Below are 23,972 nucleotides of genomic sequence, written 5' to 3'. Positions count from 1 at the left end.
AAGCCTCCTTGGCGCTCGATACTTTGTACGTATCGAACCCTTTCAAGGAGCAGGCATGGCCGTTAGCAAGCGCGCAGTTCACGTCGTCGGCGTGGGCATGATCCCCTTCACCAAACCCGGGGCCAGTGAGTCCTACCACCTCATGGGTGCGCGGGCGGCTCAGCTGGCGCTTGACGATGCGGGTGTGCCTTACGACGCTGTGCAGCAGGCCTATGTGGGCTATGTCTATGGCGATTCCACCGCCGGGCAAGCGGCCATCTACGGCGTGGGCCTGACCGGCATCCCGGTTTTTAACCTCAACAACAACTGTTCCACCGGCTCCAGTGCCCTGTACTTGGCATGCCAGGCGGTGGAGAGTGGCATGGTCGAATGCGCCATTGCGCTGGGTTTTGAGCAAATGGTGCCCGGCCCTCTGAAAGGGGCTTACCAAGACCGTCCCGCGCCCATGGCCCGCTTTGTCGAGGTCATGACCGCGCACCAGGGCTTTGATGTGGCCGCGCCCCGTGCCGCCCAGTTCTTTGGGGGCGCGGGCCTGGACTACATGAAGGAATACGGCATCCGCGCCGACACCTTTGGCCGCATCTCTGTCAAGGCGCGCCAGCACGCGGCGCGCAACCCGCTGGCCGTGTTTCGCCAGACGCTCTCGCTCGAAGAGGTGATGGCTTCGCCCACCGTGTTTGGTCCGCTCACGCGCTACCAGTGCTGTCCGCCCACCTGCGGCGCGGCGGCCGCCATCGTCTGCTCGGCCGACTTTGCCAAAAAGCACAAGCTGGACGCCAGTGTGGTGATTGCCGCACAGGCCATGACCACCGACACCCCCAGCACCTTCGAGAGCGATGACATGCGCCGCGTGGTGGGCTACGACATGACGGCCAACGCGGCCAAACAGGTCTACGAAGCCGCAGGCATCGGCCCCGAAGACCTGGACGTGGTGGAGCTGCACGACTGCTTCACGGCCAATGAACTCATCACCTACGAAGGCCTGGGCCTCACGCCCGAAGGCACCGCCGAAAAGTTCATCGTGGACGGCGACAACACCTACGGCGGGCGCATCGTCACCAACCCCTCTGGCGGCCTGCTGTCCAAGGGGCATCCGCTGGGGGCCACCGGGCTGGCGCAGTGCTACGAGCTGGTCTCGCAGTTGCGCGGCCAAGCCGAGCAGCGCCAGGTCGAAGGCGCACGTTTGGCGCTGCAGCACAACCTGGGCTTGGGCGGTGCTTGTGTGGTCACGCTGTACCAAAAGGTGTGAATATGAAGCCCCCACGCTCCTCACTTCGTGTAGTCGCTGCCCCCCAAGGGGGTGAAAAATGATCGACCGCCAATACATCGGCCACACCATGCCCGCCTTCGAGGTGCTGGTGGAAAAGGGCCGCCTGAAATTCTTCGCCAAGGCCACGGGCCAGACCGACCCGGTCTACACCGACGAAGAAGCTGCCCGCGATGCCGGGCACCCGGCCTTGCCCGTGCCGCCCACGTTTTTGTTTTGCCTGGAGATGGAGTCGCCCGACCCGGCCGCGATCCGCAACCTGCTGGGCATGGACTACCGCAAGCTGCTGCACGGCGAGCAGGGCTTCACTTTTCACCGCATGGCCTATGCGGGCGATGTGCTGCGTTTTGAGCAGCGCATCGAAGACATCTACGACAAAAAGGGCGGCGCACTCGAATTCGTCGTCCGCAAAACCCGTGTCAGCAACCAGCGTGGCGAGCATGTGGCCGACTTGCGCGCCGTGACCGTTTTGCGCCACGGCGTCAGTGCATAAGGAAACCCCCATGACACTCCCCTCTTTTGATGCCCTGCAAGTGGGCGACGCCATTCCTGCGCTGGAGCTGCCGCCCGTTTCGCGCCTCACGCTGGCGCTTTACTGCGGCGCATCGGGCGACCACAACCCGATCCACGTCGACACCGACTTCGCCGCCATCGCGGGCTTGCCCGACGTGATCGCGCACGGCATGTTGTCCATGGGCTGGCTGGCCCGCCTGCTTACCAACTGGGTGCCGCAAACGGCGATCCGCGACTACAGCGTGCGCTTTGCCGCGATGACGCAGGTGGGCGAAAAAATCACCTGCACAGGCCAGGTGACCGAAAAGTTTGAAGTGGATGGCGAGCGCCGCGTGCGCCTGTCGCTGACCACCGACAACGCCGAAGGCCAGGTCAAGCTGGCGGGCGACGCCGTGGTGGCGTTGGCCTGAAACATCAGGATTGATTCGGCCCTGTGAACTATTCAATGTCCAAAGATGTTGTAGGTCGGCGGCAACAGAGCCGACATGCAGCCTGCGCCAAAGTCAGCAATGTCGGTGCTAAAGCCACCGACCTACGAGATGACTTGCGCAGACATTTCGAATTTCAGCATGCCGTAGAAAAGGATTGCTCATGAATCGCAAACATCGAAGATGTAGGTCGGCGGCAACAGAGCCGACATGCAGCCTGCGCCAAAGTCAGCAATGTCGGGGCTAAAGCCACCGACCTACGAGATGACTTGCGCAGACATTTCGAATTTCAGCATGCCGTAGAAAAGGATTGCTCATGAATCGCAAACATCGAAGATGTAGGTCGGTGGCAACAGAGCCGACATGCAGCCTGCGCCGAAGCAAGTCATGTCGGGGCTAAAGCCACCGACCTACGAGAAGAATTGCGCACACGTTTCAAACTTCAATATGCCATAGAAAAGGACTCCTCATGACCCGCAAACTCGAAGGCCAAGTGGCCCTGGTCTCAGGCTCTGGTCGCGGCATCGGCCGTGAAATCGCGCTCAAGCTGGCCAGTGAAGGCGCACGCCTCGTCATCAACGACCTCGACCAAGCCCCGGCCGAGCAGACCGTGGCCGACATCGTCGCCAGCGGCGGCCAGGCCGTGGCCTGCATTGGCAGTGTGACCGACAACGATTTTGGCGACCGCTTTGTCAAAACCGCACTCGACGCGTTTGGCGGCATCGACATCATCGTCAACAACGCCGGTTACACCTGGGACAACGTGCTGCAAAAGATGAGCGACGAGCAGTGGGAAGCCATGCTGGCCGTGCACATGACAGCGCCGTTTCGCATCTTGCGCGCCGCCTCGGGCTTCATCCGCGAAGCGGCCAAGCGCGAAGCCGAAGCCGGCATATCCAAGCACCGCAAGGTGGTCAACATCTCGTCCACCTCGGGCGTGTACGGCAACGCAGGCCAAGCGAACTACGCCGCTGCCAAGGCGGGCATCAACGGTTTGACCAAAGCCATGGCCAAAGAGTGGGGCCGTTACAAGGTCAACGTCAACAGCGTGGCCTTTGGCCTGATCATGACGCGCCTGACGCAACCCCTGACGGCAGGCGACGCCAGCGTGGAGATTCAGGGCCGCACCATCGCCGTCGGCGTGCAGCCTGATCGCCTGAAGGCCGCCGAATCCACCATCCCGCTGGGCCGGGGCGGCACGCCTGAAGAAGCCGCAGGCGCGGTCTACATGTTCTGCATCCCCGAATCCAACTACGTCAGCGGCCAGGTGTTGGTCTGTGGCGGCGGCCGTCCTTAAGGCGCGTATGGACAGCATCCTCACTTTCCCCCGCAGCGTCTTCCGCGAAGACCACGAAATGCTGCGCACCACCGTGCGCCGCTTTTTGGAGCGCGAATGCAAACCCCGCCAAGCCCAGTGGGACAAGGACGGCAAAGTCGACCGCGAAACCTGGCTCAAAGCCGGACGCGAGGGTTTGCTCTGCGCCACCATGGACCCTGAATGGGGCGGCGGCGGTGGCGACTTCGGCCACGCGGCCGTGATCGTCGAAGAGATTGGCCGCTCGGGTGTGAGCGGCTTGGGCTTTGGCCTGCACTCCGACGTGGTGGCCCCTTACATCGAGCGCCTGGGCACGCCAGAACAAAAAGCCCAGTGGTTGCCGCGATGCGCCACGGGCGAAGTCATTTTGGCCATTGCCATGAGCGAGCCCGGCGCGGGCAGCGACCTCAAAGCCATCCGCACCACGGCGCGCCGCGAGGGGGGCGACTACGTCATCAACGGTGCCAAGACCTTCATCTCGAACGGCCTGAACTGCGACTTGGTCGTGGTGGTGGCCAAGACCGAGCCCGAGCTGGGTGCCAAGGGCGTGTCGCTGATCTTGGTCGAAGCCGACCGCGCCGGTTTTCGCAAAGGCCGCAAGCTCGACAAAATGGGCCAGGAAGCGGCCGACACCGCCGAGCTGTTTTTTGAAGACGTGCGCGTGCCCGTGAGCAACATCCTGGGCGAAGAGAACAAGGGCTTTGCCTACCTGATGCAAGAGCTGGCGCAAGAGCGTTTTGTGATCGCACTGGGTGCAGCCGCCAAGATGGAAGCGATGTTTGACGAGACCGTGCGTTACACCAAAGAGCGCGTGGTCTTTGGCAAACCGCTGTTTGACTTTCAGAACACCCGCTTCAAGCTGGCCGAAATCAAAGTCCGCACCACCGCCGTGCGCATGATGGTGGACCAGTACCTGGCCGAACACCTGCGCCGCAAGCTCACCGTGCAAGAAGGTGCCATGGCCAAACTCTTTGCCACCGAAGAGCTCGGCAAAGCGCTCGACGAATTGCTGCAGCTGTACGGCGGCTACGGCTACATGATGGAATACCCCATCACCCGTGCCTTTGTGGACTCGCGTGTGACCCGCATTTATGGCGGCACCAGCGAGGTCATGAAAGAGCTGATCTCGCGAAGTTTGTGATCACCGTTTGTGACCCCCACACCGCACCCGCCTTAAGAGCCACTCATGTCCACATCGTCCTTGCCTTATTGGCCTAAAGGCGTTCCGCGCACGCTGAGCCTGCCGCAGGTGCCGCTCACGCATTACGTTCAGGTCGCGGCCGAGCGCTACCCCAACAAGCCTGCCGTGATTTTTTGCGGCAGCACGCTGAGCTACGCGACGCTGCTCACGCGTGTGGAGGCGCTGGCCGGTTACCTTGTGCAGCGCCTGGGCGTGCAGCGCGGCGACCGGGTCTTGCTGATGAGCCAGAACTGCCCGCAATACGTGGTGGCCTACTACGGCATCATGCGCGCTGGGGCGGTGGTGGTGCCGGTCAACGCCATGTGCACGCAAAGCGAAATCCGCTACTACCTGCAAGACAGCGGCGCACGCGTGGCCATGGTGGCGCAAGAGTTGTTGCCCCAGGTCATGCCGCTGCTGCAAGCTGGCAACCCGGATGCCTTGCAAGCCGTGTTGGTGCATGCCTATTCAGAAGGCTTGCCCGCGCAGCCCGTCAGCGACGAAGTGCAGGATGAGGTGCCTGATGTTGTGCTCGCCCCGCGCCAGTGGCCCGAGGCTCCGGGCCTGCATGGGCTCGAAGACGCCATCGCACAGGCCTTGCCCGCGCCTGCAGAGCACCCGCGCAGCGACGACCTGTGTGTGCTGCCCTACACCTCGGGCACCACCGGCCACCCCAAGGGCTGCATGCACACCCATGCCACGGTGCTGGCGTCCAACATGGCTGCGCAGGTTTGGCGCAGCATGCACATGGACTCGGTGTTTTTGGCCGTGGCACCGCTGTTCCACATGTTGGGCATGCAAGGCGGCCTGAACGTGCCGATCACGCTGGGTGCCACCGTGGTCATGCTGCCGCGCTGGCATGCGGCCTCAGCGGCGCGTTTGATCGAGAAGCACCGCGTCACGACCTGGTCTGCACCTCCCGCCATGCTGATCGACTTCTTTGCCAACCCGGCCGCCGCGCAGCGCGACTTGAGCAGCCTGTCGGCTTTGGCGGGCGGCGGCGCGGCCATGCCCGAGACGGTGGCGAACTTGCTCCAAACGCGTTTTGGCATCGCCTACAACGAGGCCTACGGCATGACCGAGACCGCCTCATTTTTGCTGGGCAACCCGCCCGCACGCGGCAAGCGCCAGTGCCTGGGCGTCATCACGCCCGGTGTGGACGCGCGCATCGTGGACCCGGAAACCCTGCGCGAGTTGCCCGTGGGCGAAGTGGGTGAACTGGTCACGCGTGGCCCGCAACTCATGCGTGGCTATTGGCAAAACGAAAGCGCCAACCAGACTTCATTTTTTGAGCTCGATGGCCAAATTTTTTTCCGCACGGGCGACCTGGCCAGTGTGGACGAAGAGGGTTACTTCTTCATGCGCGACCGCCTCAAGCGCATGGTCAACGTCTCGGGCTTCAAGGTCTGGCCTGCCGAGGTGGAAAACACCCTGTACGAACACCCGGCGGTGCACGAGGCTTGCGTGATTGCTGTGCCCGACGACAAGCGCGGCGAAAACGTGATGGCCCTCTTGGTGCTCAAGCCTGCCTTCCAAGGCCAAGTCACCGAGCAAGACCTCATCGACTGGAGCCGCGAGCACATGGCCGCCTACAAAACCCCGCGCATCGTGCGCTTTGTGGACACCCTGCCCAAGTCGGGCACCGGCAAGATCCTCTGGCGTCAGTTGCAAGAGCAAGAACGCGCGCGCTTGGCCGCAACCCCTCCACAGGCGACCCCATGACCCACCCGCACCCCGCTTGTTGTGTAGGAGCCAGCCCTGCTGGCGATGGGGTGCCCGTGGCCCGCAAGCCATCGCTTGCAGTTGTAGGTCGGTACCTTCAGGTCCGACATGGCGGGCTTCGGCTCAGGCTGCATGTCGGGGCTAAAGCCACCGACCTGCGAGGGCCAGACGGCTTAGCTGCAGGAGCCCACGCCAAAGCATTCATTTGCAAATCGCACTTTTTCCAGCAGGAGACCCCATGCGCATTCCTTTGAGTTTCAAAGGCCAGTCGGTGTTTGTGGCCGGTGGCAGCAGCGGCATCAACCTGGGCATCGCCACCGCGTTTGCCCAGGCCGGGGCAAACGTGGCGATTGCCAGCCGCAACGCCGAGCGCGTGTCCCAGGCGGTTGAACAATTGCGCCAACATGGCACGCAGGTCGAGGGCTACAGCGCCGACGTGCGCGACGCCGCAGGCATTGCCGCTGCGCTGCAGCAGGCGCGTGACGCCATCGGCCCGTTTGACGTGCTGGTCTCGGGCGCTGCGGGCAACTTTCTGGCACCCGCTTTGGGCATGTCGGCCAACGGCTTCAAGACGGTGGTCGACATTGACCTGAACGGCACCTTCCATGTGCTGCGTGCAGGCTTTGAGCACCTTCGCCGCCCGGGCGCCAGCGTCATCAACATCTCGGCACCACAGGCCTTCAACCCCACCAAGCTGCAAGCCCATGTGTGTGCGGCCAAGGCGGGCGTGGACATGCTCACCCGCGTGCTGGCCATGGAGTGGGGGCCCGAGGGCGTGCGCGTGAATTCCATCGTGCCCGGTCCGATTGGCGACACCGAAGGCATTCGCCGCCTCGCGCCCACACCCGAGACGCTGCAACGCATGACGCAGTCCGTGCCCCTGCAGCGCATGGGCCGGGTGGAAGAGATCGCCGACATGGCGCTGTTTTTGGCGTCGCCGCACGCCGCATTCGTCACCGGTGCCATCATGGTGGTGGACGGTGGCAGTTCCCTGGCCGGTGGCCGGGATTACTCAGGAGCCTTGACATGACCGCCAACACCCTTGCATCAACAGCACTTCAATTTGAGGTGAGTGACCAAGTCGCCACCCTCACCTTCAACAGTCCAGCCAAGCGCAATGCACTCGAGATGGCCATGCGCGATGGTCTGGTTGTGGCGCTGCGTCACATTCAGCAAAACAAAGACATTCGGGCCGTGGTGCTGACGGGCGCAGGTGGGCACTTTTGTGCGGGCGGTGATCTGAAAAACATGGCCGAGGTCCAGCATGAAAACGGCGCTTGGCTCAGCCGCATGCAGATCTTGCACGAATGGGTGCAAATTTTGCTCACGCTCGACCGTCCGGTGATTGCCGCCGTCGATGGCGCAGCCGCCGGTGCGGGATTCAGCTTGGCGCTGGCCGCAGACTTTGTGTTGGCCACACCTCGCGCCTGGTTCAACATGTCCTTCCTCAAGGTCGGCCTGGTGCCCGATGTGGGTGCGCTTTACACCTTGCCCCGGGTGGTGGGTGTGCAGCGTGCCAAAGAAATCATGCTCTCGGCCCGCGACATCGACGCGCAAGAAGCCTTGCGGCTGGGCATTGTGATGGAGCTGCACGCGCCCGAACAACTGTTGACCCGCGCACACGCCATGGCCCGCAGCTTTGTGGGTGCATCGCCCACAGCGGTGTCGCTCATCAAGCGCAGCTTGGGCAGCGCTTTGGGTGGGGGTCTGCAAGACATGTTGACGGCCGAAGCCCAAGCGCAAGCGCTGGCCGCAGGCACCGCCGAACACCGTGAAGCCGTCAACCGGTTTCTGAGCAAACAACCGTTGGCCTTTGCCTGGCCAGCCCACAAGGATTGAGGCGTGGTGCAAGCGGAGTTTTGTAGGAGCGGCGCCCCCGCCGCGATCAAGCGCCTGCAGACCACGACCCATCGCCCCGAGGGCGGGGCTCCTGCAAAAAGCAGTGCCGAAACCGAGTGCTTACGGCGTTTTGTGCAAACGGAGTCTTGTAGGAGCGGCGCCCCCGCCGCGATCAAGCGCCTGCAGACCACGCCCCATCGCCCCGAGGGCGGGGCTCCTGCAAAAAGCAGTGCCGAAACCGAGTGCTTATGGCGTTTTGTGCAAGCGGAGTTTTGTAGGAGCGGCGCCCTCGCCGCGATCAAGCGCCCACAGACCACCACCCATCGCCCCGAGGGCTGGGCTCCTGCAAAAAGCAGTGCCGAAACCGAGTGCTTACGGCGTTTTGTGCAAACGGAGTTTTGTAGGAGCGGCGCCCCCGCCGCGATCAAGCGCTCGCAAACCACGAGCCATCGCCCCGAGGGCGGGGCTCCTACAAAAAGCAGCGCCGAGACCGAGTGCTTACGGCGTTTTGTGCAAACGGAGTTTTGTAGGAGCGGCGCCCCCGCCGCGATCAAGCGCCTGCAGACCACGACCATCGCCCTCGGGGCGGGGCTCCTGCAAAAAGCAGTGCCCAAACCAAGGGCAATCCCTGAGTTTTGCAATGCTGAACCCCCGCTTCAGCATTGGCAGATTGTTCAGAATCACTGAACGCATCAAGATACACCAACCCCCATGGGGTGTGGACGCCATGAATGGCCAGCACCCCGGCACCCACAGGAGAAAAAATGAGCAAAGCCCGATTGGTTGAAGACAAAGTCGTCGTGGTCACCGGCGCAGGTGGCGGCATTGGCCGCGACATCGCGCTGGCCATGGCGCGTGAAGGCGCCAAGGTGGTGGTCAACGACATCGGCGCGTCCGTCTCGGGCGAAGGCCAAGACGCAGGCCCCGCGCAAAAAGTGGTGGACGAAATCCGAGCCATGGGCGGTCATGCTGCGGCCAACACCGACAGCGTGTCAGACGCCGCAGGCGCGGCCCGCATCATCCAAACGGCCATCGACAGCTTTGGCCGCATCGACGTGGTGGTCAACAACGCAGGCATCTTGCGCGACCGCTTCTTCCACAAGATGAGCATGGACGAGTGGGATGCGGTGCTCAAGGTGCACCTGTACGGCGCTTTCTACGTCAGCCGCGCTGCCGCCCCGCACTTCAAGGAGCAGGAAAGCGGCAACTACATCCACATGACCTCCACCTCGGGGCTGGTGGGCAACTTCGGCCAAGCCAATTACTCGGCGGCCAAGCTGGGTGTGACCGCGCTGTCCAAGTCGATTGCGCTCGACATGCAAAAGTTCAACGTGCGCTCCAACTGCATCTCGCCCTTTGCATGGAGCCGCATGATCGGTTCGATCCCGACCGAGACGCCCGAAGAGCAAGCCCGCGTCGAGCGCATCAAGCAGATGACGCCCGCCAAGATCGCCCCCATGGCCGTGGCCCTGGCCAGCGACGACTCGGCCCATGTGAACGGTCAGGTCTTTGCCGTGCGCAACAACGAAATCTTTTTGATGAGCCAGCCGCGCCCCATCCGCTCGGTGCACCGCAGCGAGGGCTGGACGCCGCAGAGCGTGCTCGACCAGGCCATGCCCGCGCTCAAGTCCAGCTTCTTCGATTTGGACCGCTCGGGCGACGTGTTCAGCTGGGACCCCATTTAAGGAGCTGCGATGAGCGACAACCCACAAGGCGTGCAAGCCCAACACCAAGCCGCCCTGGCCGAAGGCCGGTTTCTGATTCAGCAATGCGGTGATTGCAGTCAGCACATTTACTTTCCGCGTGAGGTCTGCCCGCACTGCGGCAGCAATGCACTCGCGCTGGTGGCCCCCACGGGTCTGGGCACGGTGTATTCGGTCACCACGGTGCGCCGCAAGCCCGACGCGGGTGGCGACTACAACGTCTGCCTGATCGACCTGGACGAAGGCGTGCGCCTGATGAGCCGCGTTGAGATCAGCCCGGTCGACGCCGTGCAGGTGGGCCAGCGGGTGCAGGCCCGCGCGGTCGTCGACAAAGGCCAAGGCGTGGTGGTGTTTGACCCGGTCAGCACAGAGGCGGCAGCGGCAACAGCGGCCAAGCCCGTGCCCCGTGGCCCGGCCGCATCTGCAGCAGTGCACTCGTCCACCGGCCTCAAGGCCTTGCGCGGCAGCGCCGCCATCGCGGGCGTGGCCACTTTTGGTTGTGGCGAAGCCACGGGCTTTTCCGAGATGGAAGTGCTGGCCCGTGCCGCGCACGCCGCGGTGGCCGACGCAGGTTTGAAGATGAGCGACATCGACGGCCTGTGCACCGCCAGTGTGCTGTCCACCATGTGGCCCATGCCGGTGACCGAATATTTGGGCATCAACCCCCGCTACATCAACGGCACCATGCTCGGCGGCTCCAGCTTTGTGGCGCACCTGCTGCCCGCCATGATGGCTTTGCAGTCGGGCCAGTGCAACGCGGTGCTGGTGTGCTACGGCAGCACGCAGCGCACGTCGACCTTTGGCCGCGCTGAAATCGCGCAGGCCCGCCGCGTCATGGACCCGCAGCCTTACGAAACCCCCTACGCGCCGATACAACCGCTGAGCGCCTACGCGCTGGCCACGCAGCGGCACATGCACCAATACGGCACCACCCGCCGCCAGCTGGCCGAAGTGGCGGTGGCCGCACGCGCCTGGGCCCAGCGCAACCCCGAAGCCTTCATGCGCGATCCGCTGTCGATCGACGACGTGCTCAAGGCCCGCATGGTGTCCGACCCCTTGTCTGTGCGCGACTGCTGTTTGGTGACTGACGGCGGCGGCGCGTTTGTGCTGGTGCGTGCTGACCGTGCGCGTGACCTGCCGAAGAAGCCTGTTTACGTGTTGGGCAACGCCACCGCCAACTGGAACCGCCAGGTCTCGTCCATGCACGACCTCACCGTCACATCGGCCAGCCAATCAGGGCGCGAAGCTTTTGCCATGGCAGGCCTCACGCCCGCCGACATGAACGTGGTGCAGCTGTACGACGCCTTCACCATCAACACCTTGCTCTTCCTCGAAGACTTGGGCTTTTGCAAAAAAGGCGAAGGTGGTGCATTTGTCGAAGGCGGTGCGATCGCGCCCGGTGGCCGCCTGGCGGTCAACACCAACGGCGGCGGTCTGTCGTGCACGCACCCGGGCATGTACGGCATCTTCACCCTGATCGAAGCCGTGCGCCAGTTGCGCGGCGAGGGCGGCGAACGCCAAGTGGCCGGTGCCCAAACCGCGCTGGCCCACGGCAACGGCGGCACGCTGTCGAGCCAGTCCACGGCCATCCTCGGCACCTTTGAGACTTTGTAAATTCATCACCCACAAGCCATGATCCGAGATACCGAAACCTTTGAAGCCCTGCTCGATTCCGTGCGCCGTTTTGTGCGCGAGCGCCTGGTGCCTGCCGAGAATGAAGTGGCTGAGACCGACGAGATTCCCGAAGCCATCGTGCAAGAGATGCGCGAGATGGGCCTGTTTGGCCTGACCATCCCCGAATCCTATGGCGGCTTGGAGCTGACCATGGAAGAAGAGGCTCGCCTCTTGTTTGAGCTGTGCAAAACCTCGCCCGCTTTTCGCTCGGTGATTGGCACCACGGTGGGCATTGGCTCACAGGGCATCCTGATGGATGGCACCGAAGCGCAGAAAGCCTATTACCTGCCCAAGCTGGCCACGGGCGAGTTGTCGTCTTCGTTTGCCTTGACCGAGCCCGACGCGGGCTCCGACGCGGCATCGCTGCGCACCACGGCCATCCGAGGCACGGACAGTGAGGGCGACCACTACATCGTCAACGGCACCAAGCGCTACATCACCAACGCGCCGCATTCCAAAATCTTCACGCTCATGGCGCGCACCAATCCGGCCGACAAAGGCGCGGGCGGCGTGTCGGCTTTCATCGTCGACGCGCAATCGCCCGGCATCAGCCTGGGCAAGAACGACAAGAAGATGGGCCAAAAAGGTGCACACACCTGTGATGTGATGTTTGACAACGTGCGAGTGCCTGCCGCCAACCTGATCGGCAACAAAGAAGGCCAGGGCTTCAAGACCGCGATGAAGGTGCTCGAAAAAGGCCGCATCCATTTGGCCGCCGTGTGTGTGGGCGTGGCCCAGCGCATCTTGGACGACGCGCTGCGCTACGCCATCGACCGCAAGCAGTTTGGCCAGCCCATTGCCGAGTTCCAGCTGGTGCAGGCCATGCTGGCCGACAGCAAGGCCGAGCTGTACGCGGCCGAGTGCATGGTGATCGACGCCGCCCGCAAGCGCGACGAAGGCCGCAGCGTCTCGACCGAGGCCTCGTGCTGCAAGATGTTCGCGTCCGAAATGTGTGGCCGCGTGGCCGACCGGGCGGTGCAAATTTTGGGTGGCGCGGGTTACCTGTCGGAGTACGGCATCGAGCGTTTTTACCGCGATGTGCGCCTTTTTCGCCTGTATGAGGGTACGACCCAGATACAACAAATCATCATTGGCCGCAACATGGTGCGTGAAGCACGCGGCTGAGCCAAGGGTGGGTTCGTTTTGCGGCGAAAGCCGCTCCAAAGCACCCGCTCCGTCAGCGTGACCCCTTTCGACAACAACACAAGGAGACAAGACATGACAAAGACATTCACCCGCCGCATGGCCCTGGCCACGCTCAGCAGTTTGGCCGTGATGGGCGCAGGCAGCGCCCAGGCCCAGGCCCAGGCCCAGCCGGCTTACCCGAGCCAGCCGATCAAGTTCATCGTGCCCTACCCCGCAGGCGGAGCCACCGATGTGTTGGCGCGCATGGTCGCGCAAAAAATGCAAGACAGCTGGCAGCAAACCGTGGTGGTCGAGAACAAGCCCGGCGCAGGCGGCACCATTGGCAACAACCTGGTGGCCAAAGCCCCGGCCGATGGCCACACGGTCTTGTTTGGCATCGTGGCCCTGGTGCAGCAAATGACTTTGATGAAGCTGCCCTACGACCCGATCAAGGACTTCGCGCCCATCAGCCGTGTGGCCATCAGCCCCAGCGTGTTGGCCGCATCGCCCACACTGCCCATCAACAACCTCGCCGAGTTCACCAGCCTGGTCAAGGCCAACCCCGGCAAGCACAGCATTGGCTCGTATGGCCCGGGCACCTCGGCCCACCTGCAAGGCGCTTTGCTCAATCTGCAGTCGGGTCTGGACCTGACGCATGTGCCCTATCAGGGGGGTGCGCCACTGGTCACGGCCATGATGGGCGGTCAGCTGTCTTCGGCCTTCATGGATGCGGGCTCTTCCAAGCAGCACCTGCCCAAGTTCAAGCTGTTGGGTGTGACGGGCACCGAGCGCCTGTCCTGGTTGCCCAATGTGCCCACGCTCAAAGAGCAAGGCCTCAACTCTTACGAGCCCATGGGCTGGTTCGGTCTGTTTTTGCCAGGGGCCACGCCCAAGCCGGTGGTGGACAAGTTCTCAGCCGAAACCCAGCGCATCCTCAAGCTGCCCGATGTGCGCGAGAAGATCGAAGCCATGGGCTTGATCCCCGGCGGTGAAACCACCGAGAGCTTTGCCAAGGTCGTCAAGTCCGATGCTGACGTGTACGCCCGCATCATCCGCGACGCCAAGATCACGCTGAACTGAGTAGAAACAAACAACAGGAGAACGACATGAGTATTCAAGCTTCATCATTGAAGTGGCCTTCTCGCCGAGGCGTTTTGGGCTTGCTGGGCCTGGCATTGACCGTGGGGGGCGGTGCGGCGTGGGCCCAGTCCACAGGCAGCAACACCGTCAAGCTCATCGTCGGCTATGCCGCAGGCGGGCCCGTGGATTCGTCGGCGCGGGTGTTTGCGCCGGTGCTCAGCCGCGAACTGGGTCAGCCCGTGATCGTGGAAAACCGCCCCGGTGCGGGCGGTGCGGTGGCTGGCAACAGCGTGGTCAAGTCCGCGCCCAATGGCTTGGAAATTTTCTATGCCGCCAGCCCCACCATGACCATCAGCCCCCATGTGCTCAAGGCCATGGCTTTTGATCCGCTCAAGGACATGACCCCGCTGGCCACCATCCTGAGCTATGCCAACGTGCTGGTCATCAACCAGAACCAGCCCTTCAAAACCTTGCCTGAGTTGGTGGCCTTTGGAAAAGCCAATCCCGGAAAACTGGCCTACGGCTCGGCCGGCATGGGCGCATCCAACCACCTGAGCGGCGAGCTGTTTGCGCGCCGTGCGGGCATCAACATGACCCATGTGCCCTACAAGGGCAATGCTCCGGCCATGACCGACGTGATGGGCGGGCAGATCCAGATGATGTTTGACATCGTGGGCGGGGCCAAGGCCCACATCGACGGCGGCAAGGTCAAGCCTTTGGCGGTGACCTCCAAAGAGCGCAACCCCGCCCTGCCGCAGCTGCCCAGCATGACCGAGTTGGGCATTCGTGATTACGACGTGGGTGGCTGGTATGGCCTGTATGGTCCGCTGGGCATGAGCGCCGAACTCAGCCAGAAGATCACCGCCGCCACGGCCCGCGCCCTGCAAGACCCCGAGCTGAACAAGCGCTGGGTGGACCAGGGTTACGTGATCTGGAACGCCAAACCCGCCGACCTGGCCGACCGCATGCGCCGTGAACACGCGCTGTGGGCCGAAGTGACCAAAGGCATGACCTTCGAATAAAACATGGCTGTGCAATTGACCTCACCCCACACACGCATTCATCACCTGTTTGACGAGCGCGTCGCGCAGTCACCCGATCACCCCTTCTTGTTCATGCCCGACCGGGTGATGACGCTGGGCCAGCTGGCGCAGCAGGTCGATGCGCTGGAAGCCGAACTGCGCGAAGCGGGTGTGCGTGTGGGCGACCGCGTGCTGGTGGCCGCCGAAAACTGCCCTGAGCATGTGGCGCTGGTGCTGGCCTGCAGCCGTGTGGGCGCTTGGGCCTGTGGGGTCAATGCGCGCATGACAGCGTCCGAACTCGCGGGTTTTGCCGCCAAAGCCGATGCCCGCGTGCTGTATTTCACGGTGGGCGTGTCTGCTGCGGCGGGCCAGCACGCGCAGCAATACGACACGCGCGAGAGCGTTTTGCCTGCGCTGCGCCGCACGCTGGCCGATGCGCAAGCCGCGGCGCAAACGGGCGACTTGGCCGAGAGCGTGGCGGCCATCATCTTCACTTCCGGCACCACCGGCCAGCCCAAAGGCGTGATGCTCACGCACGCGGGGCTGCTGCAGTTTGCCAAGGTCTCGGCGCAGTCACGCCAGCTGAGGCCTGCCGACCGCTCGTACGCCTATCTGCCCATGACGCACATCTTCGGTCTGGGCACGGTGCTCATGGCTTCGCTGCACGTTGGGGCCGGTTTGCTCATGCGCAGCCAGTTTGACCCAGCCGATGTGTTTGATGCACTGGCCCACCAAGGCATGACACAGCTGCAAGGCCCGCCTGCCATGTTCACCCGCCTGCTGGCCTGGCTCGATGCGCAGGGCATCGATCACCCCGCAGCGCCTGAGCTGCGTTACGTTTACACAGGCGCTGCGCCGCTGGACATGAGCGTCAAAAAAGCCATTGAGGCACGCTTTGGCAAACCCCTGCACCACGGCTATGGCCTGTCGGAATACGCAGGCGCGTTGACGCTGTGCCGACGGGGCGAGTGGCGCGACGACACCAGCGCGGGTTACCTGGTGGAAGGCGCTGAGCTGCGCATCATCGGACCGCAAGGCCAAGACCTGAGCGCAGGCGAGACCGGCGAAATCTGGATGCGTGGCGTGGGCCTGATGCCCGGTTACTTCCGCGACCCCGAAATCACCGCGCAGGTCATCAAGTCTGGCGGCTGGTACGCCAGCGGCGACTTGGGCCGACAAGATGCCGACGGTGCTTTGCAGGTGGTCGGACGCCTGAAAGAAATGATCATCCGCTCGGGCTTCAACGTGTACCCCGGCGAGGTCGAGGCGGTGTTCCTGGCCTGGCCCGGCGTGCAGCGTGCCGCCGTGGCGGGTCGAAAAGCGGCCGACGGGAACGAAGACATCCTGGCCTTCATCGAAGCCAAGCCCGGCGTACAGCTGGACCTGCAGGCCCTCAAGGCCCACGCCCATGAACATCTGTCCCCTTACAAACGGCCCTCCATGGTGGTGCAAGTGCCCGAAATGCCCATGACCCTGAGCGGCAAAGTGCTCAAGCGTGAGCTGGTGGAGCAGTACAGCCAGGCGTGAAACCCCAGCCATGCCCGTGGCCCTTGATCCCCTTGTAGGAGCGGCGCCCCCGCCGCGATGCGCCCGCGCAAACCACCAAGAATCGCCCCGAGGGCAGGGCTCCCACAACGAAACATCCCCTTGTAGGAGCGGCGCCCCCGCCGCGATGCGCCCGCGCAGACCACCAAGAATCGCCCCGAGGGCGGGGCTCCCGCAACGAAACATCCCCTTGTAGGAGCGGCGCCCCCGCCGCGATGCGCCCGCGCAAACCACCAAGAATCGCCCCGAGGGCGCGTCTCCCACAACGAAACATCCCCTTGTAGGAGCGGCGCCCCCGCCGCGATGCGCCCGCGCAAACCACCAAGAATCGCCCCGAGGGCAGGGCTCCCACAACGAAATGCCCCCTTCACGTTCGCTAAAGATGGTCTTTCATAAAGACAGACCAGCGCACCATTGAACTCGGCGAAGATACGGCCATGAACACCCCCACCACCCTTGACGCCACCCAAGTCGCCCACCTGCGCAGCTGGGAAGGCCGCAGCGAAACGCTGACCGACGAGATCGTGGCCGCCCCCTTGCGTGGCCAAAGCGCCTTGCTCGACCGAGATGACGCCCGCCAAGCCGCAGGCAGCGACGTACCGCCGCTGTGGCACTGGCTGTACTTTTTGCCGCAGGCCCCACAAAGCCAGATCGGCCCCGACGGCCACCCTTTGCGCGGTGGCTTTTTGCCGCCCGTGCCGCTGCCGCGCCGCATGTGGGCCGGAGGCCGCCTGCAGTGGCACACCAACAACCCGCTGCGTGTGGGCGACGCCGCACAAAAGCATTCGCGCATCGCTTCGGTCAAACACAAGGCAGGCCGCACGGGCGACCTGCTGTTTGTCGAGGTCGAACACGCTTTCAGCAACGCCCAAGGTCTGTGCCTGACCGAAACACACGACATCGTGTACCGCGCAGCAGCAGTGCCCGGCGCACCTGAAGTGCCGCCCACCGCAGCCGAGACCGACGCGCCCTGGCAACGCGATTTTGTCCCCGACCCGGTGTCGCTGTTTCGCTATTCGGCGCTCACCTTCAACGGCCACCGCATCCACTACGACCGCAGTTACGTCACGCAAGAAGAAGGCTACCCCGGCCTCATCGTGCACGGCCCGCTGATCGCCACTTTGTTGGTGGACCTGGTGCGCCGCCAAGTGCCTGAGGCGCGAGTAGCCTCGTTCCAGTTTCGCGCCGTGCGCCCCACGTTTGACTTGCACCCTTTCCGGCTGAATGGCCGGCCGTCTGCCGATGGCAAGACCATTGAGCTGTGGGCCTGCGACCACGAAGGCTGGCTCACCATGCAAGCGCAAGCCACGCTGGCCTGACGTTTTTTGAACTGAATATTTTTACCGACACCACCACCATGCAAACCTCACCCGACCAATACCAAGACATCCGTGACGCCGTGCGCGCCCTGTGCGCCCAGTTCCCTGACGAATACCACCGCAAGGTCGACGAAAAACGCGGCTACCCCGAAGAGTTTGTCGACGCCCTGACCAAGGCGGGCTGGATGGCCGCGCTGATTCCGCAGGAATACGGCGGCTCGGGCCTGTCCATGGCCGAAGCCTCGGTCATCATGGAAGAGATCAACCGCTCGGGTGGCAACTCGGGCGCGTGCCACGGCCAGATGTACGTGATGAACTCCATTGTGCGCAGCGGCTCGGACGCGCAGAAAAACACGCTCTTGCCCAAGATCGCCACCGGCGAGTTGCGCATCCAGTCCATGGGCGTGACCGAACCCACCACGGGCAGCGACACCACCAAGCTCAAAACCACCGCCGTCAAGAAAGACGGCCGCTGGGTGATCAACGGCCAAAAGGTCTGGATCTCGCGCATCCAGCACAGCGACCTGATGATTCTGCTGGCCCGCACCACGCCCGCCGACCAGGTCACCAAGCGCTCCGAAGGTTTGTCCTGCTTCCTCATCGATTTGAAGCAGGCCATTGGCAATGGCCTCACGGTGCGCCCCATCCTCAACATGGTCAACCACGAGACCAACGAGCTGTTTTTTGACAACCTCGAAATCCCCGAAGACGCGCTCTTGGGCGAAGAAGGCAAAGGATTCAAGACCTTGCTCGACGGCCTGAACGCCGAGCGCACCCTGATCGCGGCCGAGTGCATTGGCGATGGCTACTGGTTCATCGATCGCGCCACCAAATACGCCAAAGACCGCGTGGTCTTTGGCCGCCCCATTGGCCAAAACCAGGGCGTGCAGTTCCCAATCGCCGACGCCTTCATCGAGCTGGAAGCGGCCAACCTCATGCGCTGGAAAGCCTGCGAAAAAATCGACGCCATGCAAAACGCCGGGGCAGAAGCCAACATGGCCAAGTACCTCGCGGCCAAGGCCAGCTGGGAAGCGGCCAACGTCTGCCTGCAAACGCACGGCGGCTTTGGTTTTGCGTGTGAATACGACATCGAGCGCAAGTTCCGCGAGACGCGCTTGTACCAAGTCGCCCCCGTGTCGACCAACATGATCTTCAGCTACGTGGCCGAGCACATCCTTGGGCTGCCACGTTCGTTCTGATGCGCATGCTGATTTCGCTGTTCACCACCCATCGCCCCGAGGGCGGGGCTCCCACAAAGAGCGTACAGCCCTCCTTTTGGGGTAGAACTCCCACAAAGCACATGCAGCCCTCCTTTTGGGGTAGAACTCCCACAAAGCACATGCAGCCCTCCTTTTGGGGTGGAACTCCCACAAAGCACATGCAGTCCCCCTGTTGGGGTAGGACTCCCACAAAGCACAAGCAGTTCCCTTGTGGGGGTGAGGCTCCCACAAAGAGCATGCAGTTCCCCTGTGGGAGCGGCGCCCCCGCCGCGATGAGCGTCTTGCACACCACCCCCATCGCTCCATCTCCATAAGGTGCACACGATGACCAGACCCCTCGACGGCATCACCGTCATCTCTCTCGAACACGCGATTGCCGCGCCGTTCTGCACACGCCAACTGGCCGACCTGGGCGCGCGCGTCATCAAGATCGAACGCCCCGGCGCGGGCGACTTTGCCCGCGCCTACGACACGCGGGTGCGCGGCCAGTCTTCGCACTTTGTGTGGACCAACCGCTCTAAAGAAAGCCTGACGCTGGACCTCAAAAATCCCGACGCCATGGCTGTGCTCAGCAGCCTGCTGCAAAGCGCCGACGTGCTGGTGCAAAACCTCGCGCCCGGCGCGGCTGCGCGCATGGGTTTGTCGTTTGAGGCGCTCAGCCCCAAACACCCGAAGTTGATCGTGTGCGACATCTCGGGCTACGGCGAAGACGGCCCCTACCGCGACAAGAAAGCCTATGACCTCTTGATTCAGAGCGAGGCGGGCATGTTGTCCATCACGGGCACGCCCGAAGACCCGTCCAAAACCGGCAACTCGATCGCCGACATCGCGGCCGGCATGTACGCCTACACCAACATCCTGTCGGCTCTGCTGCTGCGCGGCAAAACCGGCCAGGGCAGTCACATCGACGTGTCCATGCTCGAAGCGTTAGCCGAGTGGATGGGTTACCCGCTGTACTACGCCTACGACGGCGCCACTCCCCCGACACGCAGCGCCGCCTCACACGCCAGCATCTATCCCTATGGCCCGTTTGCGGCGGGCGACGGTGGCACCGTGATGCTGGGCCTGCAAAACGAACGCGAGTGGAAAGTGTTTTGCGAGGTGGTGCTGGGCGATGCCGCCCTGGCCAGCGATGCGCGCTTTTGCACCAACGCCTTGCGCAACGTCAACCGAGCGCAGCTCAAGCAACTCATCTTGGGCGTGTTTGCCCCCATGACCACGTCCGAGGTCGAGGCGCGGCTGGACGAGGCGCAAATTGCCAACGCCCGCATGAACGACATGGCCGGTGTCTGGGCGCACCCGCAGCTCAAGGCGCGCGAGCGCTGGCACAAGGTGGGCTCACCTGCGGGCGACATCCCCGCCCTGCTGCCGCCCGGGCGCAACAACCGCTACGACTACCGCATGGACCCCGTACCCGCCGTTGGTGAGCACACCGAGGCCATATTGCGCGAGCTGGGGCTGGACGACGCGGCGGTGCAAGCGCTGCGTCATCAGCAGGCCATTTGAGTCAGGCGATCCATGGATGTTTGCCTGAGCGGACACATGTCGGGGCTAAAGCTACCGACCTACAGGACGCGGCCTGCGGTTTCCCGTAGGTCGGCGGCTTTAGCCCCGACAGGGATCAGCCAAGCCATTTGAGACAGAACACAAGGAGACAGACATGACACAGCACACCGCATCCAACACCGCCCAACTCGCCGCCTTCGCATCCGCGCTGCGCTTCGAGGACATTCCTGCGCCCGTGGTGAGCAAGATCGAAGACCTGCTGGTCGACTGGTTTGGCTCGGCCGTGGCCGGGCATGGTTCGCGCCCGGTGGAGAGCATCACCCGTTTCGCGCAGGCCATGGGCGCGGGCGAAGGTCCGAGTGAAGTGATCATCAACCGCGCACGCACCACGCCCTATTTGGCGGCCATGGTCAACGCCGCGGCCTCGCATGTAGCCGAGCAGGACGATGTGCACAACGGCTCGGTGTTCCACCCGGCCACGGTGGTGTTTCCGCCCGCCGTGGCGGTGGCCCAAGCCTTGGGCGCAAGCGGCCAGCAACTGCTGGCCGCATCGGTGGTGGGCTACGAAGTCGGCATCCGTGTGGGTGAATTTTTGGGGCGCTCGCACTACCGCGTGTTCCACACCACCGGCACCGCAGGCACCTTGGCAGCGGCCGCTGCTGTGGGCCATTTGCTCGGCCTGAACGCGCAGCAAATGCAGCACGCCTTCGGCTCGGCCGGCACGCAGTCGGCAGGCCTGTGGGAGTTCTTGCGCACCGCCGCAGACAGTAAGCAGCTGCACACCGCGCACGCGGCTGCAGCGGGCCTCATGTCAGCCTACTTGGCCAAAGACGGCTTCACCGGCGCGGCAGAAATTCTGGAAGGCCCGCAGGGCATGGCTGTGGGCATGTCGAGCGACGCCGACCCGAGCCGATTGGTGGACGGTTTGGGCACACGCTGGGCCACGGCCGAGACCTCGTTCAAGTACCACGCCAGCTGCCGCCACACGCACCCGGCGGCCGATGCGCTGCTGCACGTCATGCAAACCAACGGCCTCAAGCTCGATGACCTGGCCCAAGTGGTGACCCATGTGCACCAAGGTGCCATCGACGTCCTCGGCCCGGTGGTGCGGCCCGTCACGGTGCACCAGAGCAAGTTCTCCATGGGCACGGTGCTGGCGCTGGTGGCGCAGCACGGTCATGCGGGCTTGACTGAATTCGACCGCGACTTTTTAAGCCAGGCAACGCAGGCCTTGCGCGACAAGGTCAGCATGGTGCTCGACGCCGAAGTGGACAGCGCCTACCCCAAGCGCTGGATCGGCAAAGTCACGGTGACCACCACCGATGGCCGCGTGCTGCACGGCCGCGTGGACGAGCCCAAGGGCGATCCGGGCAACACCCTCTCGCGTCAAGAGATCACCGACAAAGCCCTGCGCCTGGCCGCCTTCAGCGGCGGTGCTACGCCTGAGGCCATGCGCCAAAGCGTGGACGCGCTCTGGCAAGTGGCCACTTGGCCCAAGGTGGGGGCTTTGCTGTCATGAGCGGGCCGGGGTCCTCGCCACTGTCGCTGGCGCGCAGCTTTTTGTTTGTGCCCGGCAATCGTCCCGAGCGCTTTGCCAAAGCTTTGGCCAGCGGTGCCGATGCGGTCATCATCGATCTGGAAGACGCCGTGCCGCTGGATGCCAAAGCCACGGCGCGTGACGCGCTGTTGGCCGCTTGGTCTGGCTTGGACGCAGCCGAGCGCGCACGCCTTTTGGTGCGCGTGAACCCCGCAGGCACCCCCTGGCACGCAGCCGATCTGGCCGCAGTGGCCAGCCTGACGGGTCTTGGTGCGCTCATGCTGCCCAAGGCCGAAAACGCACAACAGGTCGAGCAGGCTTTTCACACCAGCAGCATGCTGGTTTTGCCTTTGATCGAAAGCGCCGAAGGTGTGGGGCAGATGGACGCCATAGCCCGGGCAGCAGGCACCTTGCGCTTGGGTCTGGGCCACATCGACCTGCAGGCCGATTTGGGCATGCGCTGCGGCCCCGATGAAGCAGAACTCGCCCCCATCCGGCTGGCCATGGTGGTGGCCTCGCGCCGTGCGGTCCTGCCCTCGCCGGTGGACGGCGTGACCACCGCCACAACCGACGCGCAGGTGTTGTCGCAAGACGCGCAGCGCAGCCGCCGATTTGGCTTTGGTGCCAAGCTGTGCATCCACCCCGCACAAGTGGCGGGCGTGCACCAGGCTCTCGCCCCCACCGAAGCCGAGTGCGACTGGGCCCGCCGCGTGCTGGCCGCCGAAGTGGCAGCGGGCGGCGGCGCGTTCAGTGTGGACGGCAAGATGGTCGACCCACCGGTTCTGCTGCTGGCGCGTCAGATTTTGCTGATCCTGTAGGAGCACACCCCGTGGGCGATGGGCGTGGCACACGCCCTTTTAAAAACAATCGCGCACGGGGTGCGCTACTACCCAAACCTCCGACCGCGCCGCCGCAACCCCACCCCACTGGCACAATCCCCCCCCATGTCTGTTCATTTCGATCTGGTGGATTTGCGCCTCATGGTGCGGGTGGCCGAAGCCAACAGCCTCACCAAAGGGGCCGAGGCCTCGCACATCTCGCTGCCTGCGGCCAGCACGCGCATCAAAAACCTTGAAGAAAGCATCGGTGCCAAGCTGCTCAACCGCCACAGCCAGGGCGTGACCCTCACGCCACCGGGGCAAGCCTTTGTGCACCGGGCGCGGCTGGTGCTGGGCCAGATCGAACACCTGCGCGGCGACCTGCAGGAATACGCCAGTGGCATCAAAGGCCACCTGCGCGTGTACGCCAACACCACGGCCCTGGGCGAGTTCTTGCCCGAGGTGCTCAAGCGCTACCTGGCCACGCACCCCGATGTGAACATCGATCTGCAAGAAAAACTGTCCAACGAAATCGTGCGCGCCGTGATGGACGGCAAGACCGACATCGGCATCGTGGCCGGTTCGGTCCGCACCGAAAACCTGCAGACCTTGCCCTACCGCTCGGACAGCCTGGTGCTGGTGGTGCCCGAGCACCATCCGGTGGCCGACTTGCCCAGCATGCCCTTGATCGACGCGCTGGAGTTTGACCATGTGGGCCTGCACGAAGCGAGCGCCTTGCACGCCTTCCTCAACCGCGAGTGCGAGCAGCTCAACAAGCCGCTCAAGGTGCGCATCCAGGTCAGCAGCTTCGAGTCGGCCTGCCGCATGATCGAAGCCGGTGTGGGCGTGGGCGTGTTGCCTGAATCGGCCGCCCGCCGCCACGCCCGCAGCATGGCCATCCGCCTGGTGCCGCTGTCCGACGCCTGGGCGATTCGTTCCATGCAGATTTGCGTGCGCAACTTCGACGAACTGCCCAACTTTGCGCGGGATTTGATTGATTTGTTGTCAGAGGATGCAAGGCTGGCACAACCCGCATTGATTGACTGACCCAAGCTTCAAGAATGGGCAAGGGATTGGGCAGACCTTTCGACCAAGCGGGGTGACCGTGCCGGGCTTTCTTCTGAAGACAGTATTACTGACATAAAATCAAGTAAGACTT

20 protein-coding genes and 1 pseudogene are annotated in these 23,972 nt (G+C 63.6%); all 21 read left to right on the top strand.

What is annotated here, in order from left to right; all coding sequences use genetic code 11:
• Positions 1 to 55: 55 nt before the first annotated feature.
• The 21 genes and pseudogenes from AMM41_RS17110 (at position 56) to AMM41_RS17010 (ending at position 23,860) form a co-directional block, all read left to right on the top strand.
• Positions 56 to 1,249, top strand: a complete 1,194-nt coding sequence (locus tag AMM41_RS17110; protein WP_089961986.1) for a lipid-transfer protein — start codon at positions 56 to 58, stop codon at positions 1,247 to 1,249.
• Between the two features lie 58 nt (positions 1,250 to 1,307).
• Positions 1,308 to 1,760, top strand: coding sequence for a MaoC family dehydratase N-terminal domain-containing protein (locus tag AMM41_RS17105; protein WP_089961981.1), 453 nt, complete (start codon positions 1,308 to 1,310; stop codon positions 1,758 to 1,760).
• A gap of 10 nt (positions 1,761 to 1,770) precedes the next feature.
• Positions 1,771 to 2,190, top strand: a complete 420-nt coding sequence (locus AMM41_RS17100; protein ID WP_089961977.1) for a MaoC family dehydratase — start codon at positions 1,771 to 1,773, stop codon at positions 2,188 to 2,190.
• A gap of 487 nt (positions 2,191 to 2,677) precedes the next feature.
• On the top strand, positions 2,678 to 3,505 hold the full coding sequence (locus tag AMM41_RS17095; RefSeq protein ID WP_089961973.1) for an SDR family NAD(P)-dependent oxidoreductase: 828 nt from the start codon (positions 2,678 to 2,680) through the stop codon (positions 3,503 to 3,505).
• 7 nt (positions 3,506 to 3,512) lie between these two features.
• Complete coding sequence (locus AMM41_RS17090) at positions 3,513 to 4,664, top strand: acyl-CoA dehydrogenase family protein (protein WP_089961969.1); 1,152 nt, start codon at positions 3,513 to 3,515, stop codon at positions 4,662 to 4,664.
• A 45-nt stretch (positions 4,665 to 4,709) separates the two neighbouring features.
• Positions 4,710 to 6,425, top strand: a complete 1,716-nt coding sequence (locus AMM41_RS17085) for a long-chain-fatty-acid--CoA ligase (RefSeq protein WP_089961965.1) — start codon at positions 4,710 to 4,712, stop codon at positions 6,423 to 6,425.
• Positions 6,426 to 6,663: 238 nt separating this feature from the next.
• Positions 6,664 to 7,455 carry an SDR family oxidoreductase gene (locus AMM41_RS17080; protein WP_089961960.1) on the top strand — a complete coding sequence of 264 codons (792 nt, stop codon included), beginning with the start codon at positions 6,664 to 6,666 and terminating at the stop codon, positions 7,453 to 7,455.
• Entirely contained in the window at positions 7,452 to 8,264 is an 813-nt protein-coding gene (locus AMM41_RS17075) for an enoyl-CoA hydratase/isomerase family protein (protein ID WP_089961955.1), read from the top strand. The genes AMM41_RS17080 and AMM41_RS17075 overlap by 4 nt, the downstream gene beginning before the upstream one ends.
• 764 nt (positions 8,265 to 9,028) lie before the next feature.
• Positions 9,029 to 9,949, top strand: coding sequence for an SDR family NAD(P)-dependent oxidoreductase (locus AMM41_RS17065; RefSeq protein ID WP_089962092.1), 921 nt, complete (start codon positions 9,029 to 9,031; stop codon positions 9,947 to 9,949).
• Positions 9,950 to 9,958: 9 nt separating this feature from the next.
• Positions 9,959 to 10,273 (top strand): annotated as a pseudogene (locus AMM41_RS22305) (Zn-ribbon domain-containing OB-fold protein); the annotation flags it as partial.
• Positions 10,274 to 10,366: 93 nt separating this feature from the next.
• Positions 10,367 to 11,581, top strand: coding sequence for a thiolase (locus AMM41_RS17060; RefSeq protein WP_228769336.1), 1,215 nt, complete (start codon positions 10,367 to 10,369; stop codon positions 11,579 to 11,581).
• A gap of 18 nt (positions 11,582 to 11,599) precedes the next feature.
• Positions 11,600 to 12,766 (top strand): acyl-CoA dehydrogenase family protein, encoded by a 1,167-nt coding sequence (locus AMM41_RS17055; RefSeq protein ID WP_089961944.1) that lies wholly within the window; start codon positions 11,600 to 11,602, stop codon positions 12,764 to 12,766.
• A gap of 93 nt (positions 12,767 to 12,859) precedes the next feature.
• Positions 12,860 to 13,846: a Bug family tripartite tricarboxylate transporter substrate binding protein gene (locus tag AMM41_RS17050; RefSeq protein ID WP_089961940.1), complete on the top strand. Its 987-nt coding sequence runs from the start codon at positions 12,860 to 12,862 to the stop codon at positions 13,844 to 13,846.
• Between the two features lie 26 nt (positions 13,847 to 13,872).
• Positions 13,873 to 14,868, top strand: a complete 996-nt coding sequence (locus tag AMM41_RS17045; protein ID WP_228769332.1) for a Bug family tripartite tricarboxylate transporter substrate binding protein — start codon at positions 13,873 to 13,875, stop codon at positions 14,866 to 14,868.
• A 3-nt stretch (positions 14,869 to 14,871) separates the two neighbouring features.
• Positions 14,872 to 16,395, top strand: coding sequence for a class I adenylate-forming enzyme family protein (locus AMM41_RS17040; protein ID WP_089961934.1), 1,524 nt, complete (start codon positions 14,872 to 14,874; stop codon positions 16,393 to 16,395).
• Between the two features lie 455 nt (positions 16,396 to 16,850).
• Positions 16,851 to 17,732, top strand: a complete 882-nt coding sequence (locus AMM41_RS17035; protein ID WP_089961930.1) for an HTD2 family dehydratase — start codon at positions 16,851 to 16,853, stop codon at positions 17,730 to 17,732.
• Between the two features lie 38 nt (positions 17,733 to 17,770).
• Positions 17,771 to 18,931 (top strand): acyl-CoA dehydrogenase family protein, encoded by a 1,161-nt coding sequence (locus AMM41_RS17030; protein ID WP_089961926.1) that lies wholly within the window; start codon positions 17,771 to 17,773, stop codon positions 18,929 to 18,931.
• A 345-nt stretch (positions 18,932 to 19,276) separates the two neighbouring features.
• Positions 19,277 to 20,458, top strand: a complete 1,182-nt coding sequence (locus AMM41_RS17025) for a CaiB/BaiF CoA transferase family protein (protein WP_089961922.1) — start codon at positions 19,277 to 19,279, stop codon at positions 20,456 to 20,458.
• 154 nt (positions 20,459 to 20,612) lie between these two features.
• Positions 20,613 to 21,977 (top strand): MmgE/PrpD family protein, encoded by a 1,365-nt coding sequence (locus AMM41_RS17020; RefSeq protein ID WP_089961916.1) that lies wholly within the window; start codon positions 20,613 to 20,615, stop codon positions 21,975 to 21,977.
• The gene (locus AMM41_RS17015; protein WP_089961911.1) at positions 21,974 to 22,813 is read left to right on the top strand and encodes an HpcH/HpaI aldolase/citrate lyase family protein; all 840 of its coding nucleotides are present in this window, start codon (positions 21,974 to 21,976) and stop codon (positions 22,811 to 22,813) included. Before AMM41_RS17020 ends, AMM41_RS17015 begins: the two co-directional genes overlap by 4 nt.
• A gap of 126 nt (positions 22,814 to 22,939) precedes the next feature.
• On the top strand, positions 22,940 to 23,860 hold the full coding sequence (locus AMM41_RS17010; protein WP_089962088.1) for a LysR family transcriptional regulator: 921 nt from the start codon (positions 22,940 to 22,942) through the stop codon (positions 23,858 to 23,860).
• The last annotated feature ends 112 nt before the right edge of the window (positions 23,861 to 23,972 follow it).

Origin of the sequence: Limnohabitans sp. 2KL-3 (assembly GCF_001269405.1) — a bacterium.
Lineage (GTDB): Bacteria > Pseudomonadota > Gammaproteobacteria > Burkholderiales > Burkholderiaceae_C > Limnohabitans_A.
Note: the sequence above shows the minus strand (reverse complement) of the source record. Positions and strands in the feature narration are given on the sequence as shown.